Below are 24,580 nucleotides of genomic sequence, written 5' to 3'. Positions count from 1 at the left end.
CACAGCCACGCCGTCAGCCCCAGTTGCCCTGGCGGAAATCCATGGCGAAAGCGGGCGATGCCTTCCAGCGGATGTCCTTGCGCTTGGCCGTGAAGGTCGCGTTCTGGTGCAGCACGGTGTAGGCGGGGTCCTCGCGTTCCGCGATCTCCAGCATCCGCCGGAACACCTGCTTGCGGCGGGCGCGATCGGTGCTCGTCTCCAGCTCGACGGAGAGCTTATTCAGCTCGTCATTGCTGTACTCGCCCACCTGCTGCTGCTGGCCGTTCGGGCCATGCTGGGCGACGAGCGACGAGACGGGGTCATTGAAGGGAGCCGAGTTGGACCAGTCCCGCACCGCGCGGCCTGGGCCGCGCTCCAGGATCTGAGACCAGTTCTCCTTCATGTCGATGGAGACATTGAGCCCGACCTGGCGCCACATCTCGACCAGGATCTGGGCGGTCGGAGTCTGGTTGGTGTAGTAGTTGTTCAGCAGGCGATAGGGGATCGGGTCGCCCTTGTAATTCGCCTCGCGCAGCAGGCGGCGGGCCTCCGCCGGGTCATATTTCGGCACCTCCCAGTCGGAGATGTACATGTCGTCATAGTATTCGAACTGCAGCCCGCGCGGGATCACGGTGCGGCCACCCCAGAGACTGTCCACAATCGCCTTACGGTCAATGGCATGGGTGAAGGCGCGGCGGACACGGGCATCGCGCAACTGCGGGTGGTTCTTGTCGAAGCAGGTCAGGCGGTGGTTCAGGATCGTGCCGCCCTGCACCTCGAAGGCCCGATCACGCTCGATGCCACTGATCTGGTCGGGGGGAATGTCGCAGGCGAACTGCACTTCGCCGGTACGAAGCGCGTTGATCCGGGCGGAAACCTCGGGGATTTCCAGGAACCGAATTTGGCGCAGCGGCGGCCGGCCACCCCAGTACTCGTCATGGGCGGCGAGGGTAAGGGAGTGATCCGGGCGGAACTCCACTATCTTATAGGGGCCGGTCAACACGGGCTTGCGCGCCCAGTCGAACCAGCCACTGGCCTCCTGATAGGCACGGCGGGAGATGATCTCGCTGCCGAAGCGGGAGAGGCGGCCTTCCAGCGTCACATCCGGCGTGGCGTTGTGGAAGCGGACAGTGCGGGCATCCACAACCTCCACGCGCTCCAGCGCCGGCCAGGACCGGCGGGCTACGCCCGTCACCTCAACCGGCAGCTCGCGCTGGGCGGGGGAGGGAATGATGTCGCCGCGCACCTCGATGGTGCGACCCATGGCCGTCGGCTTGCTGTCGCCGAACATCCGCTCCGGGCCGAAGGAGAAGGCTACGTCCTCGGCCGTCATCACGTCGCCGTTGTGGAAGCGCACACCCTCGCGCAGCGTCAGTTCCACCACGCTGTCGGAGATGCGGCGCCACCCGGTGGCCAGTCCCGGCACGGTTTTCAGCTCGTTCAGCCAGTCACGGCCGATAAGCCCTTCCCACAGGGAGGAAAAGAAGATCCGCTCGCCCACATTGGACTGCTCGCGCAGGACCTCCAGCGTGTTGGAGTTGGTGATCTTCTGTACCGCAATGGAGATGGAGGGGCGCTGGTCGGCCTGGGCGATGGCAAAGCGCGGCAGGCTGGCCGCGGCGGCGGCGCCGAGAAGCAGGGGGCGGCGGGACAGGATCATGGGGTTCGCTCCTCAAGGCCCTTGGGGGTCGCGCGGAAATGGGTGAGCGTGCGCTCGGCATGGCGCATGCGGTGGGAAAGGGCGAGCTGCGCATAGTCGCGAACCACCCCGGCATAGGCGGGATCATCGGCCAGGTTACGGAACCCGTGCGGGTCGTTCTCCAGGTCGAAGAGCAAGGGAGGAAGCGCGGCGAAATGGACGTATTTCCAAACATCGTCCTGAACGACGCAGAGAGAGCAGTCGTCCATTGAAAGGCCGAGATCATCCTCAGGCCGCGAATAGAAGACATCGCGGAAGTCGTATTCGTAGAAAAGATGCGTGCGCCAATCGGCCGGCTTCTCGCCCCTGACCAGCGGCAGCAGGGAGCGGCCGTCGCAGGCGCGCGGGGTCGTGCCGCCGAGCCAGCCCAGGATGGTGGGCATCACGTCCACGCTCTCGGTAAAGGCTTCCTCGATCCGGCCGGCGGCACCAGCCGGGGCATCGGGGTCCTTGATCACCAGCGGGATCCGGAAGCTCTCGTCGTGGTAGCCGACCTTGCCGAGAAGATAATGGTCGCCGAGCTGCTCGCCGTGATCCGAGGTGAAGATGACCAGCGTGTCCTTCCACTGGTTCGTCTGGTCCAGATAGGCGATGACCTGGCCGAGCGCCGCGTCCACCTCGGATATCATGCCGCTATAGGTGGCCCGCATCTGAGCAACGGCACCCGCATCCAGTTCCGTCGCGGCGCCGCCTGCTCCATGGAAGAAGGAGCCCTGGCTAATGCCTCGCAAGTAGAAGTTCAGAAGGGGATGCTGCCGTGCTTCCTTCTGCCAGGTCTCCTGCCGATGCAGGGGCGGCATATCCTCCGGCCGGTACATCGCATGATAGGGCGCGGGCGCGATAAAGGGCGGATGCGGGCGGTAGTAGCCGAGATGGAGGAACCAGGGCTTGCCGTTGCGGCCCTTGAGATAGGTCAGCGCGCGCTCGGTGAAATAGGCGGTGTCGGAGAGATCGGCGGGAATGCGGCTGGGGCGGTCCGTCACGCCGGGGACATGGTCCTCCCCCTCGGGCAGCCAGATATCCTCGCGGTTCGGCGGAAGGCTGTAGCCCTTCTGCGCAAGCCAGCCGAAATAGCCGTCCATCGTTGGTTCAAAGGCGCCGACAGCGCGGAAACCATCCATCAGATCGCCCAGCGTCGTGAAGCGTGGGTCACGCGGGCCGGTGGTGCGCGGGTCGGGCGTGGTCGTGGTGTAGCCGATCAGCGCCGGGTCATAGCCGATGCGCCGCAGCTCCTTCGCCAGGTTGGTATGGCGGGCATCAAGCGGCACGGTGTTCTGCACCGCCCGATGATTCATGAGGTAGAGACCGGTCAGCAGGCTGGCGCGGGCCGGGCCGCAGGGCACCGTATTGGTGACGTGGTTGCGGAAGGTGACGCCTTCGCGGCAAAGCCGGTCAAGATTCGGCGTCCTGAGAAAGCTTGCGCCGAGGGCCGGGACGAAATCGGCGCGCCACTGGTCAACGACGACGAGAAGCACGTTACGTGGGTTGCTGGCGGCAGGATACATATCGGGCGAGGTGGCTCCACAGGGCGCGCGACGCTTAGAGCCGAGGCGGCGACAGTACCTTGTCAGTTATGTTGCTGTCCGATGACGTGCGGTGGGCTGGCCTGCCTTATCAGCCGATCGTTCCTTAGTGGTAGCTAACGGCCGCATCGGCTTGACATTGCAGGTGCGAGTGCAGGCGATGCGCCGTGCCGAGTGCAAACGACGCCGCGGCTTCGGCGCGGCATACAAGATCCTGGGGTTCTGCTTGCAGCATCCCTGGCAGGGATCTCGTGTGGATCATTGCTGGCTGCGGCATCGCGCCGGCGAAACCAGCCATCAATGATGTACTAGGCGCGCTGGTGCTGTCCGGCGATGCCGGGGGTGACTGTGATAAAGCCGGCAATGTAGCGCGGGCCGCAGGTTCCACGCCCTCGCCAGCCAGAACAGGCAGACAGCGGTAGCACCTCTTGCACCGCGGGGAACGCCCACGAGTTCAGGCGCTACTGTCAGACCGATAAACTTGCCCGTCCGTTGATCGGGTGGCCGGATCGGCTCGGTATCAAGCAACTTGCCGGCGGGCCCGACGGTCAGCCTTTCTCAAGGCTTTCATAGGAGCGGATCGGTGCGCTGGTTACCTCGTTCTGCTCCATAGTTAGACGCGTGAGCAGCTTGAGCAGGGTGGCGCGCTCCTCTTCTGAGAGCGGAGCCAGGATACGGTTCTGTACCCGAAGGACGAGCGGCCGAACCTGCCGTAGGATCGTCTTTCCCTCCCTGGTGAGGTGGAGGAGCTTCTGGCGCCGGTCCTGTGCGCTCGCCTCACGCCGGATGAGTCCCCGATTCTCCAGGCGGTCCAGCACATTGCCAATGGTTGACCGGTCGAAGGCAATAAGGGCCGAGAGACGAGTCGCATCGACACCTGGGCGTTCGTCGATGGCCACAAGCGCGGAGTATTGGACTGGGGTGATATTGAAAGCCGCGCACTCCTCCAGGAACAGCGCCCAGGAGATCTGATGCGCGCGCCGGATCAGATGTCCGGGCTTCGCGTAAAGATCCGTCAAGCTCATCCTGTGTGGTACCCCGGAGCGTGAATCATGACCCCTCAACCAGGCCTCACTTCAGGCAGGATACATGTGGCTGGGCCCGCTGTCACAATCGTCCGGGCCTGGAGGGGTGTTACGGGGCGGCCTCCGCCAGGCACAGCACGGCGCGCAGGTCCTGGATCAGCACCTCGGAGCAGCTAGCCCGCAACCAGCGCCATGGACCGCCTGCCAGGATGGAAGCCGGGTCCATTTCTCTTCTGGGAAGCTGTTGGCGCAGGACGGTACCATCCTCGCCACGGCGCAGGGAAGCGTCAGCCGTTTCAGACTGCGAGCGCGGGTTTAAGATAGGAGGTCGGAGCAGACCGGCTCTCATGAGCCGGCCTGCATGGATGCTGCGGCGGAGGGTCGTCATCGAAGGAGGTCTGAGCTGATGGGCATTGCTGGACGCGCCGAGCCGCCGGCTTCCCCCGCCGCAATGAGGGAGATTGTCGCCTATGCCATCGCCAGCCGACGCAGTATTCGGGCGTTCAGGAACGTTCCGGTTCACCGGGCCACCGTAACGGAGCTGCTACAGATCGCGAGCCGGGCGCCAAGCGGCAGCAATGTGCAGCCGTGGAAGGTAAGGGTGCTGACCGGGACGACGCTGGCCAGAGTTTCGGAGGCCATGGTCCAAGCCTGCCTTTCTGGGGAGGAGGAGCGCAGGGAATACCAATATTACCCCCGCAACTGGCGCTCGCCTTACATCGAACGCCGCCGTGCCGTGGGCTGGGGCCTTTACGAGTTGGCCGGTGTCGCCCGCGGCGACAAGGCCGCCGGGGAGCGTCAGCGGGCGCGCAATTTTTCCTTCTTCGGCGCTCCGGTCGGGCTCGTTTTCACCATTGACCGTGATTTGGAACAGGGCAGCTGGCTTGATTACGGCATGTTCCTACAGAGCATCATGGTCGCGGCGCGTGGCTTCGGCCTCGACACCTGCCCGCAGGCCGCAATCGCGGCTTATCCCGGCATCTTGAGGCGGGAACTCTCAATTCCTGAGGCGGAGGTGATTGTCTGTGGCATGGCCCTGGGCGTGGCCGATCCGGAAGATCCGACGAACGGGCTCGTCTCAGAGCGCGAGCCGGTTTCGAGCTTTGCCACATTCTATGACTAACGACCCATGTCCGCAGGGCGGGTGCAGGTTGCAGCGCCCATCAATCCTAAAATGCTCGGGTCGTATCTAGGCCTGTTGACGCCTGACGCAGTCAGCACCGGCGAGTTAGAGCAATTTCCGCTCTGACTGGATCACTTGTGGTCCAGGGAGTTCTCGAGAGGTAATGCAGTTGTCGTTGGCGGCGGCGTCCCGCTTCGGGGAATAAGCGTGGAATAGTGTCCTCATCGGAGGGTCGATCGGCGTCCAAACGGGACCCCCTTGGCGCTGGGGTTCACGATGCTTCCCGCAGCAGGCGGGTCCTTTCAGGCACGTGTTCCCCGCGCAACATGATCGAGCACGATCACCCGCTGAGCGAGAGGATGCCGGAGAACGATTAGGCCGCACTACCTGCCCGAAGTGCCGCAAGCCGGTCCGGATAGCGGGTCGCGTACTCTTCCAGGCGGAGCGGATCATTTCCGGTCAGCTGCCGGAAGGTTTGTGTGACGGGCGCTTGCTCTCCCGCAGCAATGGCCTGGAACCAGCCTACCTCCAGATCCTGCATGGCGGTCGGTACGCCGCCCCGACCTAGCCGCACCCGCATGGCGTCGGGTGCCTCCTCCTCATAGCGCAGCGTCCGGCCCGTGATGGCAGAAAGTCGCCGGGCCAGATCGGCCACGCCCAGCAATTCCGGTCCGGTCACCTCCAATATGCCGCCTGGTGGAGTCGCAATTGCGGCTGCCGCCACGCGCGCGGCATCCTCCCGCGAGATGAAGGCGCCCTGTCCTTGACCTGCCGGGCCCCGGATCACGCCCTGCGGATCAAACTTGTCGAAGAACATGTCCATGTAAAAGGCGACGCGCAGCAGGGTATGCGGAAGCCCTGTCGCCACCAGAAAATCCTCGCTCTCCTGGTGGTCGCGGCAGTAGGGGTACGGGGAGTCTGGGCCAGTGCCCTTCAGCGAGAGATAAACGACATGCCGCACCCCAGCGCGGGCAGCCGCCTCGAAGGCGTTGCGGTGCGTCAGGGCCCGCTTCCCCGGAGGCGCCTTGCCGGAGATTACCAGGGCGGTCGTGATCCCGGCAAAGGCGGCGTCCAGCGAGGCCGGATCCTCGAAATCACCGTGAAGGCGATTGGTACCCGGGATAATCGGAAGCCGCTCTGGGCTGCGGGACATGAGCCGGAGGGGAAGGCCCTGCTCCGAGAGCAACTCCGTGGCCCGGCGGCCGATGCGCCCCGAGGCACCGGTGATGAGGATCATGCACGCATCTCCCATGCCTTGTTACAAGATACGAGGCCGGCGGTCACCGATGGGAAGGCCAATCGAGGTTTCCAGAGACGGGCCGGCAACTGCGCCCCGCCCGGTCCGGGGCTAAATCGGCCCTTCCAACGCGGCCAGAGCCGTTTCCACCTCTCGGCGCCCTTCGGGTGAAAGGGCGGGCTGCGGCGGCAACGGAGCGCCAACCGGGAAGCCCTGGATTTCTAACCCGCCCTTGATGCAGGCCGCCAGGGCATGACGCGCGAAGAGTTCGTTGATGCGCCAGAGCTGCCGCTGAAGGGTCATCGCGGCCGTCCATTCGCCCGCGCGGCACAACTCGTAAAGTCGCACGCTTTGGCGCGGGATCACGCAGGCCGGCCCCGCCATCCAGCCCACGCCCCCGATCAGCATCACGGCCGCCGGGATGTGCGCGGAAGCGGAGAAGACCCGCATGCGCCCCTCCGTGCGGTCCATTATGGAAAGGAGACGCCCCGTATTGGTCGAAGCGTCCTTCACATAGCCGATGCGCGGATGGCGGGAGAGCGTCTCCAGCGCCGACAGGGAGAGGTCGGAGCGCTGGAATTGCGGGTTGGTGTAGAGCACGACCGGCAGATCCGTGGCATCGGCCACAGCGGTGAAATAGGCCGTCACGCTCATCTCGGGTACCGGGAAATAGGCTTCCAGGATGGCCAGGATCCCGTCCGCGCCCAGTGCGGCGGCCTCCTTCGCCTGGCGCACGGCTTCCGCCGTGGTGGTCGCGGCGACGCCTGCCACCACGGGCACACGACTAGCGGCGGCCTCCACCACGACCTGAATGATCCGGCGGCGTTGTTCAGGGTTGAGATAGGCGAATTCGCCCGTGCTGCCGAGCGGGGTCAGACCATGCACGCCGGAGGCGATCAGGTGCTCGACCAGCCGCGCCAGCACCTCGTCCAGCACCCTCCCATCCGGCGCGACGGGCGAGACAAGATAGGGAAAGACCCCGTGGAATTCCGTCATGCTCAGGAGCCCTTCGTCATTCGCCGCCGCCCTGTGATAGCACCGGCCTATGCCCCGGGAACGGTCTTCCCGGCCTGACTACACGTCAATCCAGCGTGGTTCTATGGATTGTTCCCTTGTCCACCGCGTGATCTAGTGCCGGAAACGGCGGCTTCCGAAACCGGTCGTGGCTGCCGTGAGATCATCCACCGGGCCACTTCGCCCCTCACCTGTCCGGCTCGCGGGCGCCCTGGCGCTGGGCGGGCAAGGCCAGCGCGGCGCCGTGCTGCCCGGCATTCATCAGGCCGTCAGGAGAGTTGGCATATGAAAGCCCAGAGCGTTCTCGAAACCATCGGGCGGACCCCGCATATCCGCCTGGGCCGCCTGTTCCCGCAGGCGGAAGTCTGGATCAAGTCGGAGCGCTCCAATCCCGGCGGCTCCATCAAGGACCGCATCGGCATCGCCATGATCGAGGCGGCCGAGCGCGACGGTCGCCTGAAGCCCGGTGGCACCATCATCGAGCCGACCTCCGGCAATACGGGCATTGGCCTGGCCATGGCCGCGGCGGTGAAGGGCTACCGGCTGATCCTCGTCATGCCCGAGAGCATGTCGATCGAGCGCCGCCGCCTGATGCTCGCCTATGGCGCTGAGTTCGACCTGACCCCGCGAGAGAAGGGCATGAAGGGCGCCATCGCGCGCGCTGAGGAACTTCGGGACCAGACTCCTGGTGCATGGATTCCCGGCCAGTTCGACAACCCCGCCAATATCGACATCCACATCCGCACCACGGCGCAGGAAATCCTGGAGGACTTCCCGGAGGGGCTGGACGCGCTGATCACCGGCGTCGGCACGGGCGGCCACATCACGGGCTGCGCGCGGGTGCTGAAGGCGAAGTGGCCGGGCCTCAAGGTCTTCGCGGTGGAGCCCTCGGCCTCGCCCGTCATCTCGGGCGGCGAGCCCTCGCCGCATCCGATCCAGGGCATCGGCGCTGGCTTCGTTCCGGCCAATCTGGATACAAGCCTGCTGGACGGCGTGATCCAGGTCCCCGCTGATGACGCCAAGGACTATGCCCGCCGCTCCGCGCGCGAGGAGGGCCTGCTGGTCGGCATTTCCTCCGGCGCGACCCTCGCCGCCATCGCGCAGAAGCTGAAGGAACTGCCCAACGCCCGCATCCTCGGCTTCAACTACGACACGGGCGAGCGCTACCTCTCTGTGCCGGAATTCCTGCCGGGCTGATGTGATGGCTGGTGCCGGGCTGGCTCTCAGCCCGGCACCAGCCAGGGGCGCCGCGCCGCGTCGCGTGCCTGGAATTCCGCGATGGCTTCCTGGCGACAAAGGGTCAGCCCGATCGGGTCCAGCCCCTCCAGCAGCATGGTCCGGCGCAGCGGCTCCACCTGGAAGGGCAGGGTGACGCCCTCGCCGCGGATCTCCTGCTTGTTCAGATCCACTGTCAGGATCGGGTGCTCCAGCACCAGCGCCCTTAACGCCGTCACCTGCTCCGCCGGAAGGCGGATCGGTAACATGCCATTCTCGAAGCAGTTCTCGTGGAAGGCGCCGCCGAAGGAAGGCGCGATGACGCTGCGGATGCCGAAGCCATGCAGCGCCCAGACCGCCGTCTCGCGCGCCGAGCCACATCCGAAGTTCTCGGCGGCGATCAGGATGCGCGCGCCGTCATAGGGCGCGCGGTTCAGCGCGCAATCCGGGTTCGGCGTGCCGTCCAGCCGGAAGCGCCAGGATTCCAGCGCATAGGGGCCGAGTTCCGCGCGCGGCACGCCGGCCGAGCGGTCCACGCGGATGATCAGGTCGGTATCGACATTCGCCATCGGCACCGGCGCGGCGGGCCCGGTGAGCACGGTGAAACGTTCCATGGATCAACCTCTCGGATCGACGATGGCGCCGGCCACCGCGGCGCGCGCGGCCATGGCGGGGCTGGCCAGATGCGTGCGCGATCCCGGTCCCTGCCGCCCAGCGAAGTTACGGTTCGAGGTTGAGATGCAGCGCGCGCCCGCCGGCACGAACTCCCCATTCGCGCCGACGCAGAGCGAACAGCCGGGCTCGCGCCATTCAAAGCCGGCGTCACGGAAGATGGCGTCCAGCCCTTCGGCCTCTGCGGCGCGCTTCACGCCCTGCGATCCTGCCACCACCCAGGCCGTCACCCCCGGCGCCACCTTGCCGCCGGCCAGCGCCGTCGCGGCCTCTCGCAGATCGGACAACCGCGCATTGGTGCAGGATCCGATGAAGACCTGATCGACCTTCTGGCCAAGCAGCGCTTCGCCGGGCGTCAGCCCCATATAGTCCAGCGCCGCGGCCCAGGCCTTACCACGCGTCGCATCCGGCGCGGCGGCGGGATCGGGAATGCGTCCGTCGATGGGCATCACATGCTCTGGGCTGGTACCCCAGGTGATCTGCGGTGCAAGACCTGCAACGGGTACGACCACGTCGCGGTCGAACGCCGCATCCTCATCCGTGTGCAGGGTTCGCCAATCCGCCACCGCCGCTTCCCAGAACTCGGGCGAAGGCGCGTGACGCCGGCCGTGTAGCCAAGCGAAGGTGACCTCATCCGGCGCCACCATGCCGATCTTCGCGCCCAGCTCCACCGCCATGTTGCACAGAGTCATGCGGCCCTCCACGCCCAGGGCGCGGATAGCTGGTCCCGCGAACTCGATGGCGTGCCCCACGCCGCCGCCTGCACCGACAATGGCAAGTGCGGCGAGTGCCAGATCTTTCGCCGTGACCCCCGGTGGCGGCGCGCCTTCGAAGCGGATGCGCATGCGCGCAGGCTTGCGCTGCACGATGGTGGAGGTGGCCAGCACATGCGCCACTTCCGAGAAGCCTATCCCCCAGGCCAGTGCGCCGAGCGCGCCATGCGTGCTGGTATGGCTGTCCGGGCAGACGACAAGCATGCCCGGATGCGTCAGTCCCAGCTCGGGCCCCGCGACATGCGCAATGCCCTGGTCCGGATGATCCACATCCAGCAGCATCACGCCGTGACGCGCACAGCCCGCGCGCATTGCCGCCAGATGCTTCGCCGTCCAGGGTGCACCGCCGGCGCGGCCGGGTGCGGAGGAAACGACGTGATCGACCACGCCCACCGTGCGGTGGGGGTCACGCACTTTCAGCCCACGTTCCTCCAGCACGCCGAAGGCGCCGGCACGCATCTCCAGCAGGTAGTGGCGATCGACGTTCAGCAGATCCACCCCGGGTGCCAGCGTGTCGACGACATGCCGGTCCCAAAGCTTGTCCAGCAGTGTTCGGCCCATTCCGTTTCCTCCATTCCCACTTTGCCGTGGGTTCGTCAGTCCTCGCGGAAGCCCGCGCGATCGCCGTCCAGCTCGGCCGTCAGCGCCTCTGCTTCCCGTCGCAACACGGCGACGATGTCGGCGCGATGATTCTCGTCACGGAAGCGCGTGCAGGTGCCGCTGACAGTCAATGCTCCGGCCAGCAACGGGCCGCTGCGGAACACCGGCGCGCTGATCGCGGCGACCTCGGGCGTTCGCTCCCCGAAGGAGCCGTGGATCAGCGGCAGGCCGGGCCGGTAACCGCTCTCGAAAGCGCGCAGCACATGGCCGGCGGCGCCCTGAAGGGGCAGCACCGTGCCCACTGTGACCCAGTCCCGCACTTCCTGCCGCCCCTCGACGCGGGCAAGGCAGAGGCGCCCGTTGCCTTCGCGTACGAAGAAGGAGGCCGCCTCCCGCGTCGCCGCGGCCAGGCGGGTGAGGGAGGGTTCGAGCGCCGCACGGAGATCGAAACCGCTGGAATAGGCATGCCCGAGCTGCAGCAGCACCGGCCCCAGCCGGTAGCGCCCATCCGCCTGGCGCACGGCGTAGCGGCAGCGTTCCAGCGAGGCGAGCAGGCGCAGCAGAGTGCTCTTATAGAGCCCGGTCCGCTTCGACAGATCCGCCAACCCAATCGGTGCTCCGGCCGAGCCGAGCGCGTCCAGCACCGACAACCCGCGTTCAAGCGCGGAGACACCGGCCGAGGCCCAACTCGCGGCCGGCGGCTCAATCGTGCTTTGCACGGGTTGCTTGACGTCCATGACGCAAGACTGCCACCCTCGCCAAAACAGAACAACAGTTCTGCACAGAAGAACGCCAGCGCCGCCGCAGCAGCGCGGGCTTGGGCTTGGGCAGGATGGAGGAACAAGTGATGCACAGCGCCGCGCCCATGCGCCGCCGCGCGACCCTGGCCCTGCCAGGGCTGCTTCTGCTTCCCGCCGCCGCGCGCGCTCAGGACAATTGGCCGGACCGGCCCGTGCGGATCATCGTCAGCTACGCGGCAGGCGGCGCAGCCGATACCATCGCCCGCCTCCTCCAGCCCGGCATGTCCGAGGCGCTGGGCCAGCAGGTCGTGATCGAGAACCGCGCGGGTGCCGGAGGCACGGTCGGCGCCGTCTCGGCCGCGCGCTCGCCCGCCGATGGTTACACCTTGCTGTTCGACGCGGCGGCGCATGTCGTTGCGCCGCTGCTCTTCCGCAATCTGCCGGTCAATTACGAAACGGCCTTCTCCTATATCGGCCGTGCCACCAACCAGCCTTATGCCTGGCTCGTCTCCAGCCGATTCCCCGCCCGTTCCGCGGCGGAGTTCATGTCCGTGGCGCGCTCGCGGCGCGAGCCGGTCAGCTACGGCTCTCCCGGCGCCGGAAGCAGCGGGCACATCCCCGGGGAGGCCTTCGCCCAGGCTGCCGGCCTGCGCTTTGAGCATGTGCCCTATCGCGGCGGGGCGGAGGCGGCGAATGACCTCGCCGCAGGCAATCTGGAGGCGGCCTGCATCACGCTTTCCTCCGCCGCGCCCATCGTGGAAGCGGGGCGGGCCCGGCTTCTGGCGGTCACGAGCGCACAGCGCGCCGCCGCCCATCCCGATGTGCCCACGCTGGCCGAAAGCGGGCTGCCGGGCTTCGATGTTTCCAGCTGGGTTGGCCTGTTCGGCCCCGCCGGCCTGCCGCCCGCCATCGTCCGGAAGGCCAGCGCCGCGCTTGGCGCGGCCGGCCGCGATCCGGCCACGCGCCAGCGCCTTGAGGCCGGCGGCTTCGAGGCTGCCCCGACATCACCCGAGGATTTCGCGGCACAGGTGCGGCGCGATCGCGAAGTTTTCGGCGCTGTTGTCCGCCGCGCAGGCTTGCTGCAGGGCTGACGCAGCTCTGCCATCCGCCACCACTCCAGGGATTACAAGCTGTGACCGACCTGCCCTGCCGCATCTCTACCAGCGGGAAAGGCCCGCGCATTGTCCGCGCGGAGGGAACGGCATGAGCGCTCGCCCGCTGGAGGGGCTGCGCGTCCTCGAATTCAGCCACACCATCATGGGGCCCTGCGCCGGCCTCATCCTGGCGGATCTCGGCGCCGATGTGGTGAAGGTGGAGCCCGCACCCTCGGGTGATCACACGCGCCGCCTGCCTGGCTTTGCCGCGGGCTTCTTCGCCACTTTCAACCGCAACAAGCGTTCTCTCGCCATCGACCTGAAGAGGCCGGAGGGCAGGGAGGCGATCCACCGCCTGGCCGCGCAGGCCGATGTGGTGCTGGAGAATTACGGCCCTGGCACCATGGAGCGCCTGGGTTGCGGCTGGGACGACCTCTCGAAGCTGAATCCGCGCCTCGTCTATCTCGCCCTCAAGGGCTTCCTCGCCGGCCCTTATGAGAACCGCCCGGCATTGGACGAGGTCGTGCAGTTCCAGGCCGGCCTCGCCTACATGACCGGCCCGCCCGGCCAGCCGTTGCGCGCGGGCGCCTCGGTGATCGATATCCTCGGCGCCGTGTTCGGCGTGACCGCCACCCTGGCCGCCTTGCGGGAGCGCGACGCCACCGGGCGCGGCCAACGCGTTGGAAGCGCCCTGTTCGAATCCACAGTCTTCCTGATGGGCTCCCATATGGCCGGCATCGCGGCCACCGGGGAGCCCGTGCCGCCCATGCCCGCCCGGAAGGGCGCCTGGGGCGTCTATGAGCCCTTCACCACCGGCGATGGCGACCAGGTTTTCATCGGCGTGACAAGCGATGCCCAATGGGTGCGCTTTTGCGATGCCTTCGGACTCACGGATCTCGCAGCCGATGAGCGCCTGCGCACCAATGCTGACCGCGCCCGCGCTCGGTCCTGGCTCACCCCGCGCCTGCGTGAGGAGATCGCGAAGCTGCCGCGTGAGACCGTGGTGTCGCGCTGCGAGGCGGCGGCCATCTCCTGGGCGCCAGTGGGCAAGCCCGCTGATCTCTTCACAGACCCGCATCTCCTCGCCAGCAACGGGCTGCTGGCCACGGCCATCTCGGCCCTCGGCGGCGGCCCGGCGGACACGCTGTTGCCGGCGCTACCCCTGGAGATGGGAGAGGGAAGGGAGCGCCCCGGCCTGCGGCGCCAGCCGCCCCGCATGGGTGAGCACAATGCCGAGGTGCTGTCGGAAGCTGGCTTTTTGTCGGCCGAGATCGAAACGCTGGCGCTGCACGGCATCCTTGCCGAGGCAGCCAGCCAAGAAGGCCCTGATAGCGGGCCCACGGCAATCAACGGAGGAGTCCAGGAATCATGCAGCAGGGAAGGCAAAGCCGCCGGGGACTGATCGGGGGCGCCCTGACCGGGGCGGTACTGCTCGCCGCCCGTCCCGTCCGGGCGGCGGAGGAGTTTCCGAAACGCCCCATCACGCTGGTTGTCAGTGGCCCTGCCGGCGGCACCACGGACTATTCCGCGCGGCTGGTCGCACAGCCCCTGTCGGAACGGCTGGGCGTGCCGGTCGTGGTGGAGAACAAGGCCGGCGGCAACGGCCTGATCGCCCTTCAAGCTGTGATCCGGGCCAGGCCGGACGGGTACACGCTGCTGATCGGCTATTCCGGCACCGTCACCGGCAAACCAGCCGTGGAAGGATTCGGCGATTTCGATCCTCGCCGGGATCTGGCCGCAGTGTCGCTGATCCTGCAGGCGCCGCAGGTGATGATGGTACATCCCAGTATCCCCGCACGGACCCTCTCCGAGTTCATCGAATATGTGCGGGCCCGGCCGGGGCAACTGAACTACGCCTCCTCCGGCGCGGGCTCCGTTCAGCATCTGGGGACCGAACTGCTGAAGCAGCGGACCGGAATCGACATGGTGCACGTGCCCTATCGTGGCACGGGCGAGACGGTGAAAGATGTGCTGGCAGGCCGCATCCAGTTCTACATGACGACACCGCCGCCCGTGGCCCCCTTCATCCGCGACGGAAGGCTGCGCGCCCTGGCCATGGCATCGGCGGAGCGCCATCCCGCCCTGCCGGATGTGCCCACGGCCGCCGAGGCCGGCCTGCCCGGCTACGCGGCGGAAAGCTGGTTCGGCCTGCTCGCGCCCAAGACCACGCCGCGCCCGGTGGTGGACCGCCTTTCCCAAGACATGCGGGCCATTCTGGCCGATGAGGGGCTGCGCCGCCGCGCGCTCGAGGCCGGTGGTGTCGTGCATTACGAGGATCCCGCCACGCTGGAACGCCGCGTGTCGGATGAACTGGCGATGTGGACGAAGCTGGTCCAGGAGACAGGCATCCGCCCGGACTGAGGGGCGGGCGATATTGGGGCGAGGGGCTTAGCGTGGATTGGGGATGACAGCCTGGTGCTGGGCGGCAGGCTCGAAAGCCTCAACCTGCAACGGCGTCGGCCCTCCCTCCCGAGGTCCCAGGTCGCCGGGCTGGAACCGGGTCGAGCTGGTCCGCGTCTCCGGCATGAAAACCCAGAACAGCACGGCCCCGATCGCCGCGAAGCCAGCAAGCGTGAGGAAGGCCGCGTGATATCCAGCCATCACCACGATGGAGCCGCCCAGGGCACCGCTGATCACGCCGCCCACGGCATGCACGGTCCCCACCGCACCCTGGGCGGCGTTGAAATGTCCGCTTCCCCGGGTCAGGTCAGCCACAACCACCGGGAACAAGGCCCCGATCAGCCCCGCGCCCACGCCGTCCAGCAACTGGACGGTGATGAGCCAGCCCGGATGGTCCCAAACCGTGTAGAGCACGCCGCGCAAGGCGAGTGCCACGAAGGCCGCAAGCAGCAGCGGCTTCCGGCCCCAGTCATCTGCCCGCCGCGCAGCCAGCATGGCGGCGGGCACCATCACGGATTGGGCCGCGATGGCACAGGCGGCGGTCAGGGCAATGGTCTGGCCGGGGAAGGCCAGCGCCAGCTTCTGCGCCACCAGGCCGAGCATGGAGCCGTTGGCCAGGTGGAAGAAGGCTCCACACACGGCGAAGACGAGCAGCGGCCGGCTGGAGATGAGCGTGCTCCAGAGCGAGGGGCGCGTCAGATGGCCATCGGCATCGGGCAACAAGCCCCGCGCCAGCTCATGGTTGATGGCGGCAGATGGCACTGCCCGGACCGCCAGCACACTGGCAATGGCTGTCAGTCCCATCATCCAGAACACCACCGGCGTGCCCAGGAAGGGCGCGGTGAGCAGGATTACGACGTTGATCGCGCCATTGCCGAGATGGAACAGTGCTTCGTTGCGGCCGGCCCGGTAGGCAAAGCAGCGCGGGCCGACAATGCCAAGCGAGATTGCCGCCAGGGCTGGGCTTATGGTCGTGCCTGCGAGACCACCGATAACCCCCGCCACGGCCACTGACCAGAAATGCGGCGAAAGCGGGATCACGAGGCAGGTCGCAGTAACGATGATGACGGCGAAGCCGAGCAGAGCGCGCTTCCTCTGCACCGCATCCACCATCGCGCCCAAGGGCGTTTGCGACGCCAGCCCGACCAGCCCACCGAAGGACAGGGCGAGACCGATGCTGGCTTCGTCCCAGTGATGCACGGTGAGCAGATAGACGGACAGATAGGCGCCGAGCCCGTAGCGCACGTCAGAGAGAACGAAGCTCAACACGTCCAGGGTGCGCTCTGCTCGGCCCTTTCCAGGCGCGGCGATTGCTACGCCAGGGTCAGCCTCATGCATCACCTATTTTTCTCGGAGCAGGCCGGGCGTGGCATTGACGGGAGCTATCTGAATCCACCGGGGCCTCGCCCCGGCGCCACAGGAGCCGACGCGCCTCAACGCGCAGCCTGCTTCAACGCAGGCCGATCCGGCGTGGCGAGCTCGCCGCGTGCCCATTCCGCGTCGAACAGCCGTTGCTGCTCGCCGAGTTCGGCGGCCAGCGGTCCATCGACGGGCCGCCGGTCTCCGTCGGACCGTAGTTCGAACAAGCCGTTTGGGCAGTAGCGGTCGTCGTCCCAGCCCGGATGCGACAGGACCGGATAAAGGCAGATCCCCTCGATCGGAACGCCCGCACGCATTGCGGCCCGCACCTCCTCGCAGACATAGCGGAGCCAGGGCGCGCGCTCCTCCCCCTCGATGCTTGTCTCGGCCACGAAGAGAGGCCGGCCGTAGCGAGCGTGAACATCACGCAGAAGATCGCGCAGCTGCCGATGTCCGGGGGCGCCGGGCAATACGGCTTCGCGCTCGCCCCCGTGTAGCCACTGGTTGTTCCAGTAGTAGTTCACGCCGACGACATCAAGCATCTCAGGACTGCCGCCCAGCTCCGGGCACAGCCGGCCAGCGAGCATGTCCCATGCCTGGAACTGCTCCTCATTGCGCTCCGCAGCCTCCGCCGGATCCTGGTCGGGGCGGGGCACGATGTTCACGATCGGGTCGATTGCCAGCACGCGTGCGCCAGGCGCCGCCTCCCGGACTGCACGCGTGCCCGCCAGCGCGGCGCGGATAAGCTGCCGCTTCAGCTCATCGGCGCGCTCCCGGTCGCGCAGGCAGGGGTTGATCAGGCCAGCTTCTCCACCAGCCCAGGTGAGAAATGAGATCTCATTGACCGGACAGACCATGGGAGGCTGCCCGGTCTCCTCCAGATGCAGCGCCGCGAAGGCACGCGCATAAGCCGCGAATCGCTCGACGAACTCCACAGAGAACACGTCCAGCCCATCGGGCCAGCCGTAGTGGCAGAGATCCCAGGCCACCTGCGTGCCTTCCGCCTTAGCGGCCCGCAGCATCGGCAGCACCGACGACCAGTCGTATCGCCCCGGCGATGTTTCCACGATATGCCAGCGAACACCGTCACGTGCCGAGCGAATGCCGTGCTCCGAAAGCTGCCTGTAATCCGCGGCCGCCAAGCTGTCATGCCGCGTCGAATGGAGCAGGTCGAGCCGCCGGCCGTCACGCCGGCGATGCGTGGAGCACTCAAAACCGCCAAGGAAGAAGCTTCTGAACAGGCTGGGCCTGAAGAAACGGAGGCTGGTCTCCGCGTGCTGGAGAGGATGGAAATCAGCCGTCATCTGGGTGCCCGCATATCTGTCCTGCCCGAAGCAGAGGGAACGGCTGCCGCCTCATCAGCTCTCTTGCATTAACACAGTTAAACTTCCTGCTGTGATTGAATTTCCCGAAATTTTCTACGGTTCTGTAGGAAACAAACTCCAGAGGCTGGCGCTAGTGCCCTGAGGACCGTTTGGACAGAGGTCCCTTCAGACTGTCGGAGAGACTAGTCCATGAGCAGATTGGAACTTTGGGGCGGCATCGAGTGCACCGTCCTGCGCGCCGGAGGCGAATGGCGCGATCAGTTGCGCGATACAGGCCACCACGACCGCGAAGCAGATCTCGATCTCGTTCGCAACCTTGGTATCCGTAAATTGCGTTACCCCGTGCTTTGGGAGAGAGTGGCGCCGCAGGATCTCGATACACTGGACTGGGATTGGTCGGACAGGCGCCTTACCCGGCTGAGGGAACTGGGAATCGATCCGATCGTTGGCCTCGTGCATCATGGTTCCGGGCCGGCCTATACGAGCCTTCTTGATCCCCTTTTTCCGGAGAAGCTGGCCCGCTATGCCGCCCTCGTCGCGGCGCGCTATCCCTGGGTGCGCGACTGGACTCCGGTCAACGAGCCGCTGACGACCGCGCGCTTCTCCGCGCTTTATGGACACTGGTACCCGCATGCGCGGGATCACAGCAGCTTTCTGATCGCGCTGATGAACGAGTGCCGTGGTGTGGCTCTCGCTATGCGCGCCATCCGCCAGATCCGCCCGGATGCGCGTCTGATCCAGACCGAGGATCTCGGTCGCGTCTTCTCCACCGGCCCGCTCGCCGATCAGGCGGCCTATGAGAATGAGCGGCGCTGGCTCAGCCTGGACCTCCTCTGCGGTCGGGTGGACCGTCACCATCCCTGGTACCAGCGCATGCTCGACGAGGGCGTGCCGGAGGAGCATCTGGCCGAGTTGGCGGCCGAACCCTGCGAGCCCGACATCATCGGCATCAACCACTATGTGACGAGTGACCGCTTCCTGGACCACCGTGTCAACTTCTATCCACCTCAGACAGTGGGCGGCAGCGGCGGGCGGGTCTATGCCGATATCGAGGCGGTTCGCGTGCCCTTACCGCCAGATTTCCACACTGGCCCCGAAGCGCGCCTGCGAGAGGCCTGGGAGCGGTACCGCCTGCCAGTCGCGGTGACTGAGGCCCATCTCGGCTGCAAGGAGCCGGAGGAATGCGTGCGTTGGCTCATGGAGGTCTGGAACGCTGCCAGCCGCCTGCGTCAGCAGGGAGCCGATCTGCGCGCCGTGACGGTCTGGTCGATGTTTGGTGCTGTCGATTGGTGCTCGCTGCTCTGTCGGCGTGAGGGGGCCTACGAGCCGGGCGTCTTCGATGCGCGCCACTATCCGCCGCGGCCGACGCTCCTTGCTCCTGCTGTCCGTGCCCTCGCGACCGAGGGGCGCTACGAGCATCCCTCCGTGGCAGAGCCGGGCTGGTGGCGACGCGAGGACCGGTACGTGGTCGAGCTGCAGGACGCCTGATCCGGCGGTGCCGCGCATCGGCGTGCGGCCACCAGCTCTGTCACGGGAACTTTTGGAAAGGCGCGGGCCCCATGGTCCGCGCCAAAGCACGGCGGCAGCGCCTGCCACAGCCATTATGGCTGCTGCGCAGCAATCAGCAGGGCGATCCACCCCTCGGTAAGCGGTCTGGACGGTGCGTCGCCAGGTGGCATCATGTTGACTGGCGATATGCCTGCTGGCCCGTCTTCGGTCGGCAGAGTGAGCAGTCCTTCAGCCATGTTCGACCGGTTGCACCGGGCCGAGTTCCAAGCCGAATGCTCCGGCAGCAGGGCAGGAAAACTGGATTTCTAGTCTATGGGTGTCCTGGCTGCAGGACCGCAAACAAGACAGTACATGGCCGGATGCGGAACCCGCATCCGGCCATGTATCCGTTCAGACCCGACGCAGCTCCGTCGTGCCAGGCTGGCGTTCCCCGTCCTGGATCAGCGTCTGCATATCCGTCCAGGTCCGATCCCAGGAGGTGGTGGCGAGCATCTGATCCACTCGCGCCAGCCAGGGGGCTTTGGGGCGTGCCATGACGCGCTCAAGCGCATCGACGGCGTCCTCAGCGCTGCGCGAGATCTCCACCAATCCCTCCTCGCCCCAGGGTCGCACCACGTCGGTGATGGCTGTGGAAACGACCGGCACGCCTGCTGCCAGGTATTCCGGTGTCTTGGTGGGGCTGATGAAGCGCGTCGCCTCGTTCAGCGCGAACACCATGAAGCCCGCGTCCCAGTGCGCAAGATAAGCCGGCAGATCGGCATAGGAGCGCCCGCCGAGCCAATGGATGTTCGGGCGGCGGGGCAGGTCCGCCGGATCCACCTTCACCACCGGGCCGATCATCACGAAGGACCAGTCAGGCCGAAGATCCGCACAGGCGGCGAGCAGCTCCAGGTCCATGCGCTCGTCCACCACGCCGAACCAGCCGACCCGCGGATGCGGGATGTTCGCCAGATCGGATGGTTCTGCCAGGCCGGGCGATCGCGCCACGGCGAAGTGCTTCGCATCGATGGAGGAGGGGAAGCAGTGAATCTCGGGATGAAGACCGCGCTTCGCCTCATACAGGCAACGGCCACCGGTAAAGACAAGGTCGGCGCGCCGCAACAGCCGCCGCTCTTCCAGTAGCAGCTGCGGCGAGGCGCCCTTGAATGCGGACAACTCGTCCATGCAGTCATAGACCGTCACGCGCGGCGTCAGATGTCCGGCGATGGCCTGCGCCAGCGGCGTGTAGTACCAGATCACGTCCGGCTGGCCGGTTTCGGTGAGCAGCGTGTCGAGCAGCGGCCGCTGCATGCGCTCCACACTGCCCGGCACGCCATCCCAGTACGGCAGCACCGGCACCACCACCTCGACCCCCGGGGCCACGTCGCGGCGCTCCAGTCGCGGCAGATCGGCGGCGGGCGGCTCGAAGCGCGGTTCCTCAAAATAGAGGACGTGCCAGTCCTGAGCAGCGCGGGTCAGCAGATGTTGTGGTCGCTGCAGGACCAGGTCCCAGCGGAGGTGGGACAGGCAGAGCAGCAGGGGGTTTCTCAAGGTCGAATCACCACGGTCGGGTACAGCATCCCGGTAAGCTATACGACACGAAGTCGCATTAACCGGTGATGCTGTGGTTGCGGAAACAGGAGCATGTCCATGCTCATGCTGAAGTCGAATTTGTGGCCCGATTATGGCCTGTCCGGTCACAGCTTCGTATCCGCCCGGATCGCCCGCCAACGACGATGTGCGGCGTCGGTAGCCAGGCTTGCTCACCGGAGCAGCATGTGAGGTCTGCTCGGTGCTCGCGGCAGGCTCGCCTCCTTTCGGCTAACGCCTCATCATTGACCAACATCAGGACAGCGACACGGCGGCCGCGCTCTCCGCTATTCTGGACAGTGCGCCGACGGTCGCCCCCACGACCAAGAAGCCAGCCACGAGCTGGCGAGTCCGCAATGAGAGGTCGCATCGTGCTTACGGAAGCCGTGTGAATGGACACATGACGTGCTGTCCGAACGGGGGCGGCGTGCTGCCGTTCGGTCGTCATGACGTCAAATGTCACGGTCGTTCAGTCCTCAGATTGGCGAAGCAGCCGATGGCGAGCTGGATGGCGTGCCGTATGGTCCGGGATGGCCGGACCGATCAGGTCGTACGCGGCGCATGATGCGCGACGCGCGGTGTGGCGAACTCCACTAGCTCATCCGGGTTGGGCTCCTCGCCAAGGCTGGATCATGGGGTGGCAAAGCCCGAGGCAGCGCTACCGCCATTTCCTGCGCCAGCGATGTGCGGCGTATCGTTGAAACGCTCGACAGAGATCCTGGGCGGCACGAAACGGGATCACATCACCGCCAGCGCCGGCGAACGTGCAGTGCCGTGAGCGTGGCGCGGCGGTTCTGGCACCGAGTCGGGCAACTCGCTCGCTGGCTGGCGTTTACAGGGTTAGCCCTGGCCGATGTACCCCCAGGCTGACCCGGCCCGCTTGTTCAGCATGCAGGCAAGAGCCTGACGAGCGTATCGGCGCCGCCCGGCCGGGCGCTGCAGGGAAGCGGGGCAGGCTGGGTGAAGAACCCCGGCTCATTGGCCGGCATGCCGGAGGAGGATCAGATGACGACGGAAAAGAAGGCGAACAAGCGAGCAGCTGAGACCGGCTCCGGCCAGGGCAGCGTCAGCAATGCCGACGGTCCGGCTACGGGCGCGGGCAGCGCGCCCTCTGCGGAGCCGCGGCACGACAACCAGCGCACAGACGCCGGCGCCGGCTCGGCCAAGACCGCACATAATCGCCCAGGCCACAAAACTTAGGGCCGACGAACGCGCCGGACCGCTTCCGGTCCGGCGCCCTCCTGACGGCTGCGTGTCCGCAGACAGGAAACAGTGCTGGGCCGCCTCATTTCCCGGCGCTGCTTTCTGCGATTCTGATCCGCTCCAGCGCACGGCGCAGATTGGCGCGGGCGGCTGCCTCCAGCATGTCGTGAAAATGCGCCGTGTTGAACAGGCGGGGGCGGGCAAGCATGTCCCGCAGGAAGGCCGCTCGCCCGTGTTGATAGGCCTTCCGGCCGTGGACCGGTTCGAACTCGGCCGCGATCCCTTGCTCATAGGCGTCGTATGCGTCGGGCGGGGCGCCGAGGATGGAAAGGTCCAGGTCGAGAAAGAGAGCCACGTCCTCGCGCCAGTTATCCGGCAGATCAGGTGGCAGGGTGTGGGTGGCGGTAAGGCGGATCATCTCCATGGCGACGCCAAGCACCTGTGGATGGACGAGGCCGGTCAGGTGGGCGCGGAGCAGGGCGGCGCTGCGTTCCTCGTTGTCCCGCGCGGCAGGGTCATGGACCGCGTCATGGTACCAGATCGCCAGTTCCATCGCGGCCGGATGAAGGAGCGGGCCCGGCAGATCCTGCATCCCCCGCAGCATGGCATCGACATGGGGCTGGCGGTGATAGACGCGGTGCGGCTCCGCGAGGCGGACACGCAAGGCGGCGAGGCGGGATTCGAGGATCGAGAACATGCGGGCGGTCTGGGTCAACCGATGGGCGGCGGCAAGCGGGGCAGCCAGGTGATGACATAGCCCGTCCCGGGGCCGGGAGGGTGCTCGATCGTGGCGTCGATCCCGCGTAGCAGGCTGTCCACGACGGTCATGCCGAGGCCGCGGCGGTGATCCGTCGGCAAACCGGCCCCGTTATCGGTGACGCAGAGGGTGAAGCCGCCCTGCGATCCGTTCGGGCGCAGAGTGATGCGGACTACACCGGGCGCGCGGCCGACAAAGGCGTATTTCATCGCGTTGGTCGCCAGTTCGTTCACGACCAGCGCGATCCTCATTGCCACATCGGCCGGAACCGTCAGCGGATGAAGGTCGGCCTCGACCTGGGCCGCGCTGCCCGCCGAGGCGTCACGGGCCGCCAGCGCGCGGCAGAAGCGGTCAAGCATCTTGTCCAACGGCACATATTGGCCGCCGTCATGCAACAACTCGTAGGTCATCCCGATCGCGACCAGGCGGTCCTGGGCGGCACGTAGCGCCTGGAGCGCCGCATGGTCGGAGATCTGGCGTTCCTGAAGCCGCAGGAAGGAAGCGACCAGGGCGAGATGGTTCCTGATGCGGTGATGCGCCTCCCGCAGCAGCGTGTCGCGCAGCCGCACGGCCTCGTCCCGCGCCACGCGGGTGGCGCCGAGCCGGCGGATGAGGTTTTCCACATCCGAGGGCGCGTGGCCCTCCGGTTCGCTCGGTGGAAGAAGCTCGTCGGCGGATTCGAGGCGGCAGGTCGCGGCTTCCAGCGGACCGACAAGAAAGCGCTGAATCGACCAGAACAGGGCGCCCAGCCCGGCCAGGAGCACGAAGGCGAGGAGCAGCGGCGGCAGCGCCACCTCCAGCGGCGCGCTGGCACGGATGGTCCGCTCCGGCAGGGCGACGACGACGGAGAGGTCGTCCGTCGCGCGCGCCTCGATCAGGAACTGGCCTTTGGATCGGGCGGTTCCCGCATCCGGCGGAAGTGGGGGCATGTAGGAGGCATGGACGATTGCGGGCAGGTCCGGCAGGGGCGAGTCAGGGCCGATCAGGCTCGCGCTCGCCCCCGAGGCGTCCTGGAGCCAGGCGCGCAGGCCCTCGAAATCCGGCCGGCTGCGGGCTGCGGTCTCCCGCAGGGTCTCCACCGCCACAATGGCGACCAGTACGCCCTCATGCCGGCCGTTCGGCCGAAGCGGGTAGGCAACACAGAGCACGTCGCCGAGACCAGGCGCCGAGCTCACCAGGGCGCCAATGACGGGGTGGCCGGTCAGCTCGGTGGTGCGGACCGCCTCCGCCGTCACCTGCCGGCCGATCAGGGAGCCGAGGGTCGAGCAGACGATCCGACCCTCCGCGTCGGCTATCAAGAGGTGGCGGATCACGGCATCCATGGCGAGATGGGCGGCGTTCAACCCCGACTGGCATGCCTCCGGCCCGTGCGCGAGCGGGTTGGTGCTGGCGAGGACAGCGAGGCCCTGGCGAGCCTGGCCCAGCGCGGCGCCGATCCGGTCCGCGATGCGGCCCGTTTCGGTGATGGCGAGATCCTGGTTGCGATCGGATAGGATGGCGGCCTGCCACCAGGTGAAGGCGCCGGCGCCGAGCAGGATGACCAGGGAGACGCATCCATAGACCAGCGCGAGGCGCTGGCTCAGCGTCCATCGGCGTGGCGTGGCAGGTGCCTGCTCGCCGGCCATGCTCGCGGATGGCGAGCTGCCGGGCGGTGGCGCTGTGGTCTGGTTGCCCTCCGGCATGCGTTCCCGCTCTCGACCGTTGCGGTTTTGCAGAGCTGGGCGGGGGGCGTCAAACCTCGATGCTGCCGCCCTTGGCGGCTCG

At 66.9% G+C, this 24,580-nt stretch carries 21 protein-coding genes; 8 read left to right on the top strand and 13 right to left on the bottom strand.

Annotated features, from left to right (window positions below):
- Window positions 1–13 precede the first annotated feature (13 nt).
- The 3 genes from ACO1BU_RS14725 to ACO1BU_RS14715 form a co-directional block, all read right to left on the bottom strand.
- Complete coding sequence (locus tag ACO1BU_RS14725; protein ID WP_424136717.1) at window positions 14–1,639, bottom strand: ABC transporter substrate-binding protein; 1,626 nt, start codon at window positions 1,637–1,639, stop codon at window positions 14–16.
- Entirely contained in the window at window positions 1,636–3,183 is a 1,548-nt protein-coding gene (pehA, locus tag ACO1BU_RS14720) for a phosphoric/sulfuric ester hydrolase PehA (RefSeq protein ID WP_424136716.1), read from the bottom strand. Before pehA ends, ACO1BU_RS14725 begins: the two co-directional genes overlap by 4 nt.
- 566 nt (window positions 3,184–3,749) lie before the next feature.
- Entirely contained in the window at window positions 3,750–4,226 is a 477-nt protein-coding gene (locus tag ACO1BU_RS14715; RefSeq protein ID WP_424136715.1) for a MarR family winged helix-turn-helix transcriptional regulator, read from the bottom strand.
- A gap of 406 nt (window positions 4,227–4,632) precedes the next feature.
- Here ACO1BU_RS14715 and ACO1BU_RS14710 point away from each other — a divergent pair, with 406 nt between their 5' ends.
- On the top strand, window positions 4,633–5,349 hold the full coding sequence (locus ACO1BU_RS14710) for a nitroreductase (RefSeq protein ID WP_424136714.1): 717 nt from the start codon (window positions 4,633–4,635) through the stop codon (window positions 5,347–5,349).
- A gap of 373 nt (window positions 5,350–5,722) precedes the next feature.
- On the opposite strand, the gene ACO1BU_RS14705 is transcribed toward ACO1BU_RS14710, so the two are convergent.
- Window positions 5,723–6,586 carry an NAD(P)H-binding protein gene (locus ACO1BU_RS14705; RefSeq protein ID WP_424136713.1) on the bottom strand — a complete coding sequence of 288 codons (864 nt, stop codon included), beginning with the start codon at window positions 6,584–6,586 and terminating at the stop codon, window positions 5,723–5,725.
- Between the two features lie 111 nt (window positions 6,587–6,697).
- Window positions 6,698–7,582, bottom strand: coding sequence for a dihydrodipicolinate synthase family protein (locus ACO1BU_RS14700; RefSeq protein WP_424136712.1), 885 nt, complete (start codon window positions 7,580–7,582; stop codon window positions 6,698–6,700).
- A 303-nt stretch (window positions 7,583–7,885) separates the two neighbouring features.
- Here ACO1BU_RS14700 and cysK point away from each other — a divergent pair, with 303 nt between their 5' ends.
- Window positions 7,886–8,797, top strand: coding sequence for a cysteine synthase A (gene cysK, locus ACO1BU_RS14695; RefSeq protein WP_424136711.1), 912 nt, complete (start codon window positions 7,886–7,888; stop codon window positions 8,795–8,797).
- A gap of 26 nt (window positions 8,798–8,823) precedes the next feature.
- Here cysK and leuD read toward each other — a convergent pair whose 3' ends face one another.
- From leuD to ACO1BU_RS14680, 3 genes are read right to left on the bottom strand one after another with little or no spacing between them, the layout of a single operon-like run.
- Complete coding sequence (leuD, locus tag ACO1BU_RS14690) at window positions 8,824–9,429, bottom strand: 3-isopropylmalate dehydratase small subunit (protein ID WP_424136710.1); 606 nt, start codon at window positions 9,427–9,429, stop codon at window positions 8,824–8,826.
- A 3-nt stretch (window positions 9,430–9,432) separates the two neighbouring features.
- Window positions 9,433–10,821 (bottom strand): 3-isopropylmalate dehydratase large subunit, encoded by a 1,389-nt coding sequence (leuC, locus tag ACO1BU_RS14685; protein WP_424136709.1) that lies wholly within the window; start codon window positions 10,819–10,821, stop codon window positions 9,433–9,435.
- Window positions 10,822–10,856: 35 nt separating this feature from the next.
- Window positions 10,857–11,597 carry an IclR family transcriptional regulator gene (locus tag ACO1BU_RS14680; RefSeq protein WP_424136708.1) on the bottom strand — a complete coding sequence of 247 codons (741 nt, stop codon included), beginning with the start codon at window positions 11,595–11,597 and terminating at the stop codon, window positions 10,857–10,859.
- Between the two features lie 110 nt (window positions 11,598–11,707).
- On the opposite strand from ACO1BU_RS14680, the gene ACO1BU_RS14675 reads away from it, so the two are divergent.
- The 3 genes from ACO1BU_RS14675 to ACO1BU_RS14665 all read left to right on the top strand — a co-directional run bounded on the left by ACO1BU_RS14675 (window position 11,708) and on the right by ACO1BU_RS14665 (window position 15,055).
- Window positions 11,708–12,691, top strand: coding sequence for a Bug family tripartite tricarboxylate transporter substrate binding protein (locus tag ACO1BU_RS14675; protein ID WP_424136707.1), 984 nt, complete (start codon window positions 11,708–11,710; stop codon window positions 12,689–12,691).
- A 112-nt stretch (window positions 12,692–12,803) separates the two neighbouring features.
- The gene (locus ACO1BU_RS14670) at window positions 12,804–14,096 is read left to right on the top strand and encodes a CaiB/BaiF CoA transferase family protein (RefSeq protein WP_424136706.1); all 1,293 of its coding nucleotides are present in this window, start codon (window positions 12,804–12,806) and stop codon (window positions 14,094–14,096) included.
- Complete coding sequence (locus ACO1BU_RS14665; protein ID WP_424136705.1) at window positions 14,063–15,055, top strand: Bug family tripartite tricarboxylate transporter substrate binding protein; 993 nt, start codon at window positions 14,063–14,065, stop codon at window positions 15,053–15,055. Before ACO1BU_RS14670 ends, ACO1BU_RS14665 begins: the two co-directional genes overlap by 34 nt.
- 27 nt (window positions 15,056–15,082) lie before the next feature.
- Here the strand turns inward: ACO1BU_RS14665 and ACO1BU_RS14660 are convergent, their stop codons facing one another.
- Both ACO1BU_RS14660 and ACO1BU_RS14655 read right to left on the bottom strand, forming a co-directional pair.
- On the bottom strand, window positions 15,083–16,432 hold the full coding sequence (locus ACO1BU_RS14660) for an MFS transporter (protein WP_424136704.1): 1,350 nt from the start codon (window positions 16,430–16,432) through the stop codon (window positions 15,083–15,085).
- Between the two features lie 95 nt (window positions 16,433–16,527).
- Window positions 16,528–17,520, bottom strand: a complete 993-nt coding sequence (locus tag ACO1BU_RS14655) for a glycoside hydrolase family 1 protein (protein WP_424136703.1) — start codon at window positions 17,518–17,520, stop codon at window positions 16,528–16,530.
- A 93-nt stretch (window positions 17,521–17,613) separates the two neighbouring features.
- Here ACO1BU_RS14655 and ACO1BU_RS14650 point away from each other — a divergent pair, with 93 nt between their 5' ends.
- Together ACO1BU_RS14650 and ACO1BU_RS14645 are read left to right on the top strand one after the other, a co-directional pair.
- Window positions 17,614–17,829, top strand: a complete 216-nt coding sequence (locus tag ACO1BU_RS14650) for a hypothetical protein (protein ID WP_424136702.1) — start codon at window positions 17,614–17,616, stop codon at window positions 17,827–17,829.
- A 138-nt stretch (window positions 17,830–17,967) separates the two neighbouring features.
- A complete protein-coding gene (locus tag ACO1BU_RS14645) occupies window positions 17,968–19,266 on the top strand; it encodes a family 1 glycosylhydrolase (protein ID WP_424136701.1) in 1,299 nt (432 codons plus the stop codon).
- 411 nt (window positions 19,267–19,677) lie between these two features.
- Here ACO1BU_RS14645 and ACO1BU_RS14640 read toward each other — a convergent pair whose 3' ends face one another.
- Complete coding sequence (locus ACO1BU_RS14640) at window positions 19,678–20,817, bottom strand: glycosyltransferase (protein WP_424136700.1); 1,140 nt, start codon at window positions 20,815–20,817, stop codon at window positions 19,678–19,680.
- 1,044 nt (window positions 20,818–21,861) lie between these two features.
- Here ACO1BU_RS14640 and ACO1BU_RS14635 point away from each other — a divergent pair.
- A complete protein-coding gene (locus tag ACO1BU_RS14635; protein ID WP_424136699.1) occupies window positions 21,862–22,056 on the top strand; it encodes a hypothetical protein in 195 nt (64 codons plus the stop codon).
- An 85-nt stretch (window positions 22,057–22,141) separates the two neighbouring features.
- Here ACO1BU_RS14635 and ACO1BU_RS14630 read toward each other — a convergent pair whose 3' ends face one another.
- Entirely contained in the window at window positions 22,142–22,756 is a 615-nt protein-coding gene (locus ACO1BU_RS14630) for an HD domain-containing protein (protein ID WP_424136698.1), read from the bottom strand.
- A gap of 14 nt (window positions 22,757–22,770) precedes the next feature.
- On the bottom strand, window positions 22,771–24,441 hold the full coding sequence (locus ACO1BU_RS14625) for a sensor histidine kinase (protein WP_424136697.1): 1,671 nt from the start codon (window positions 24,439–24,441) through the stop codon (window positions 22,771–22,773).
- Between the last annotated feature and the right edge of the window lie 139 nt (window positions 24,442–24,580).

It is taken from the genome of Roseomonas chloroacetimidivorans (assembly GCF_049629625.1).
Taxonomy (GTDB): Bacteria; Pseudomonadota; Alphaproteobacteria; order Acetobacterales; family Acetobacteraceae; genus Roseomonas; species Roseomonas chloroacetimidivorans.
The sequence above is the reverse complement of the archived record's forward strand: the minus strand, read 5'-3'. Positions and strand labels throughout refer to the sequence as shown.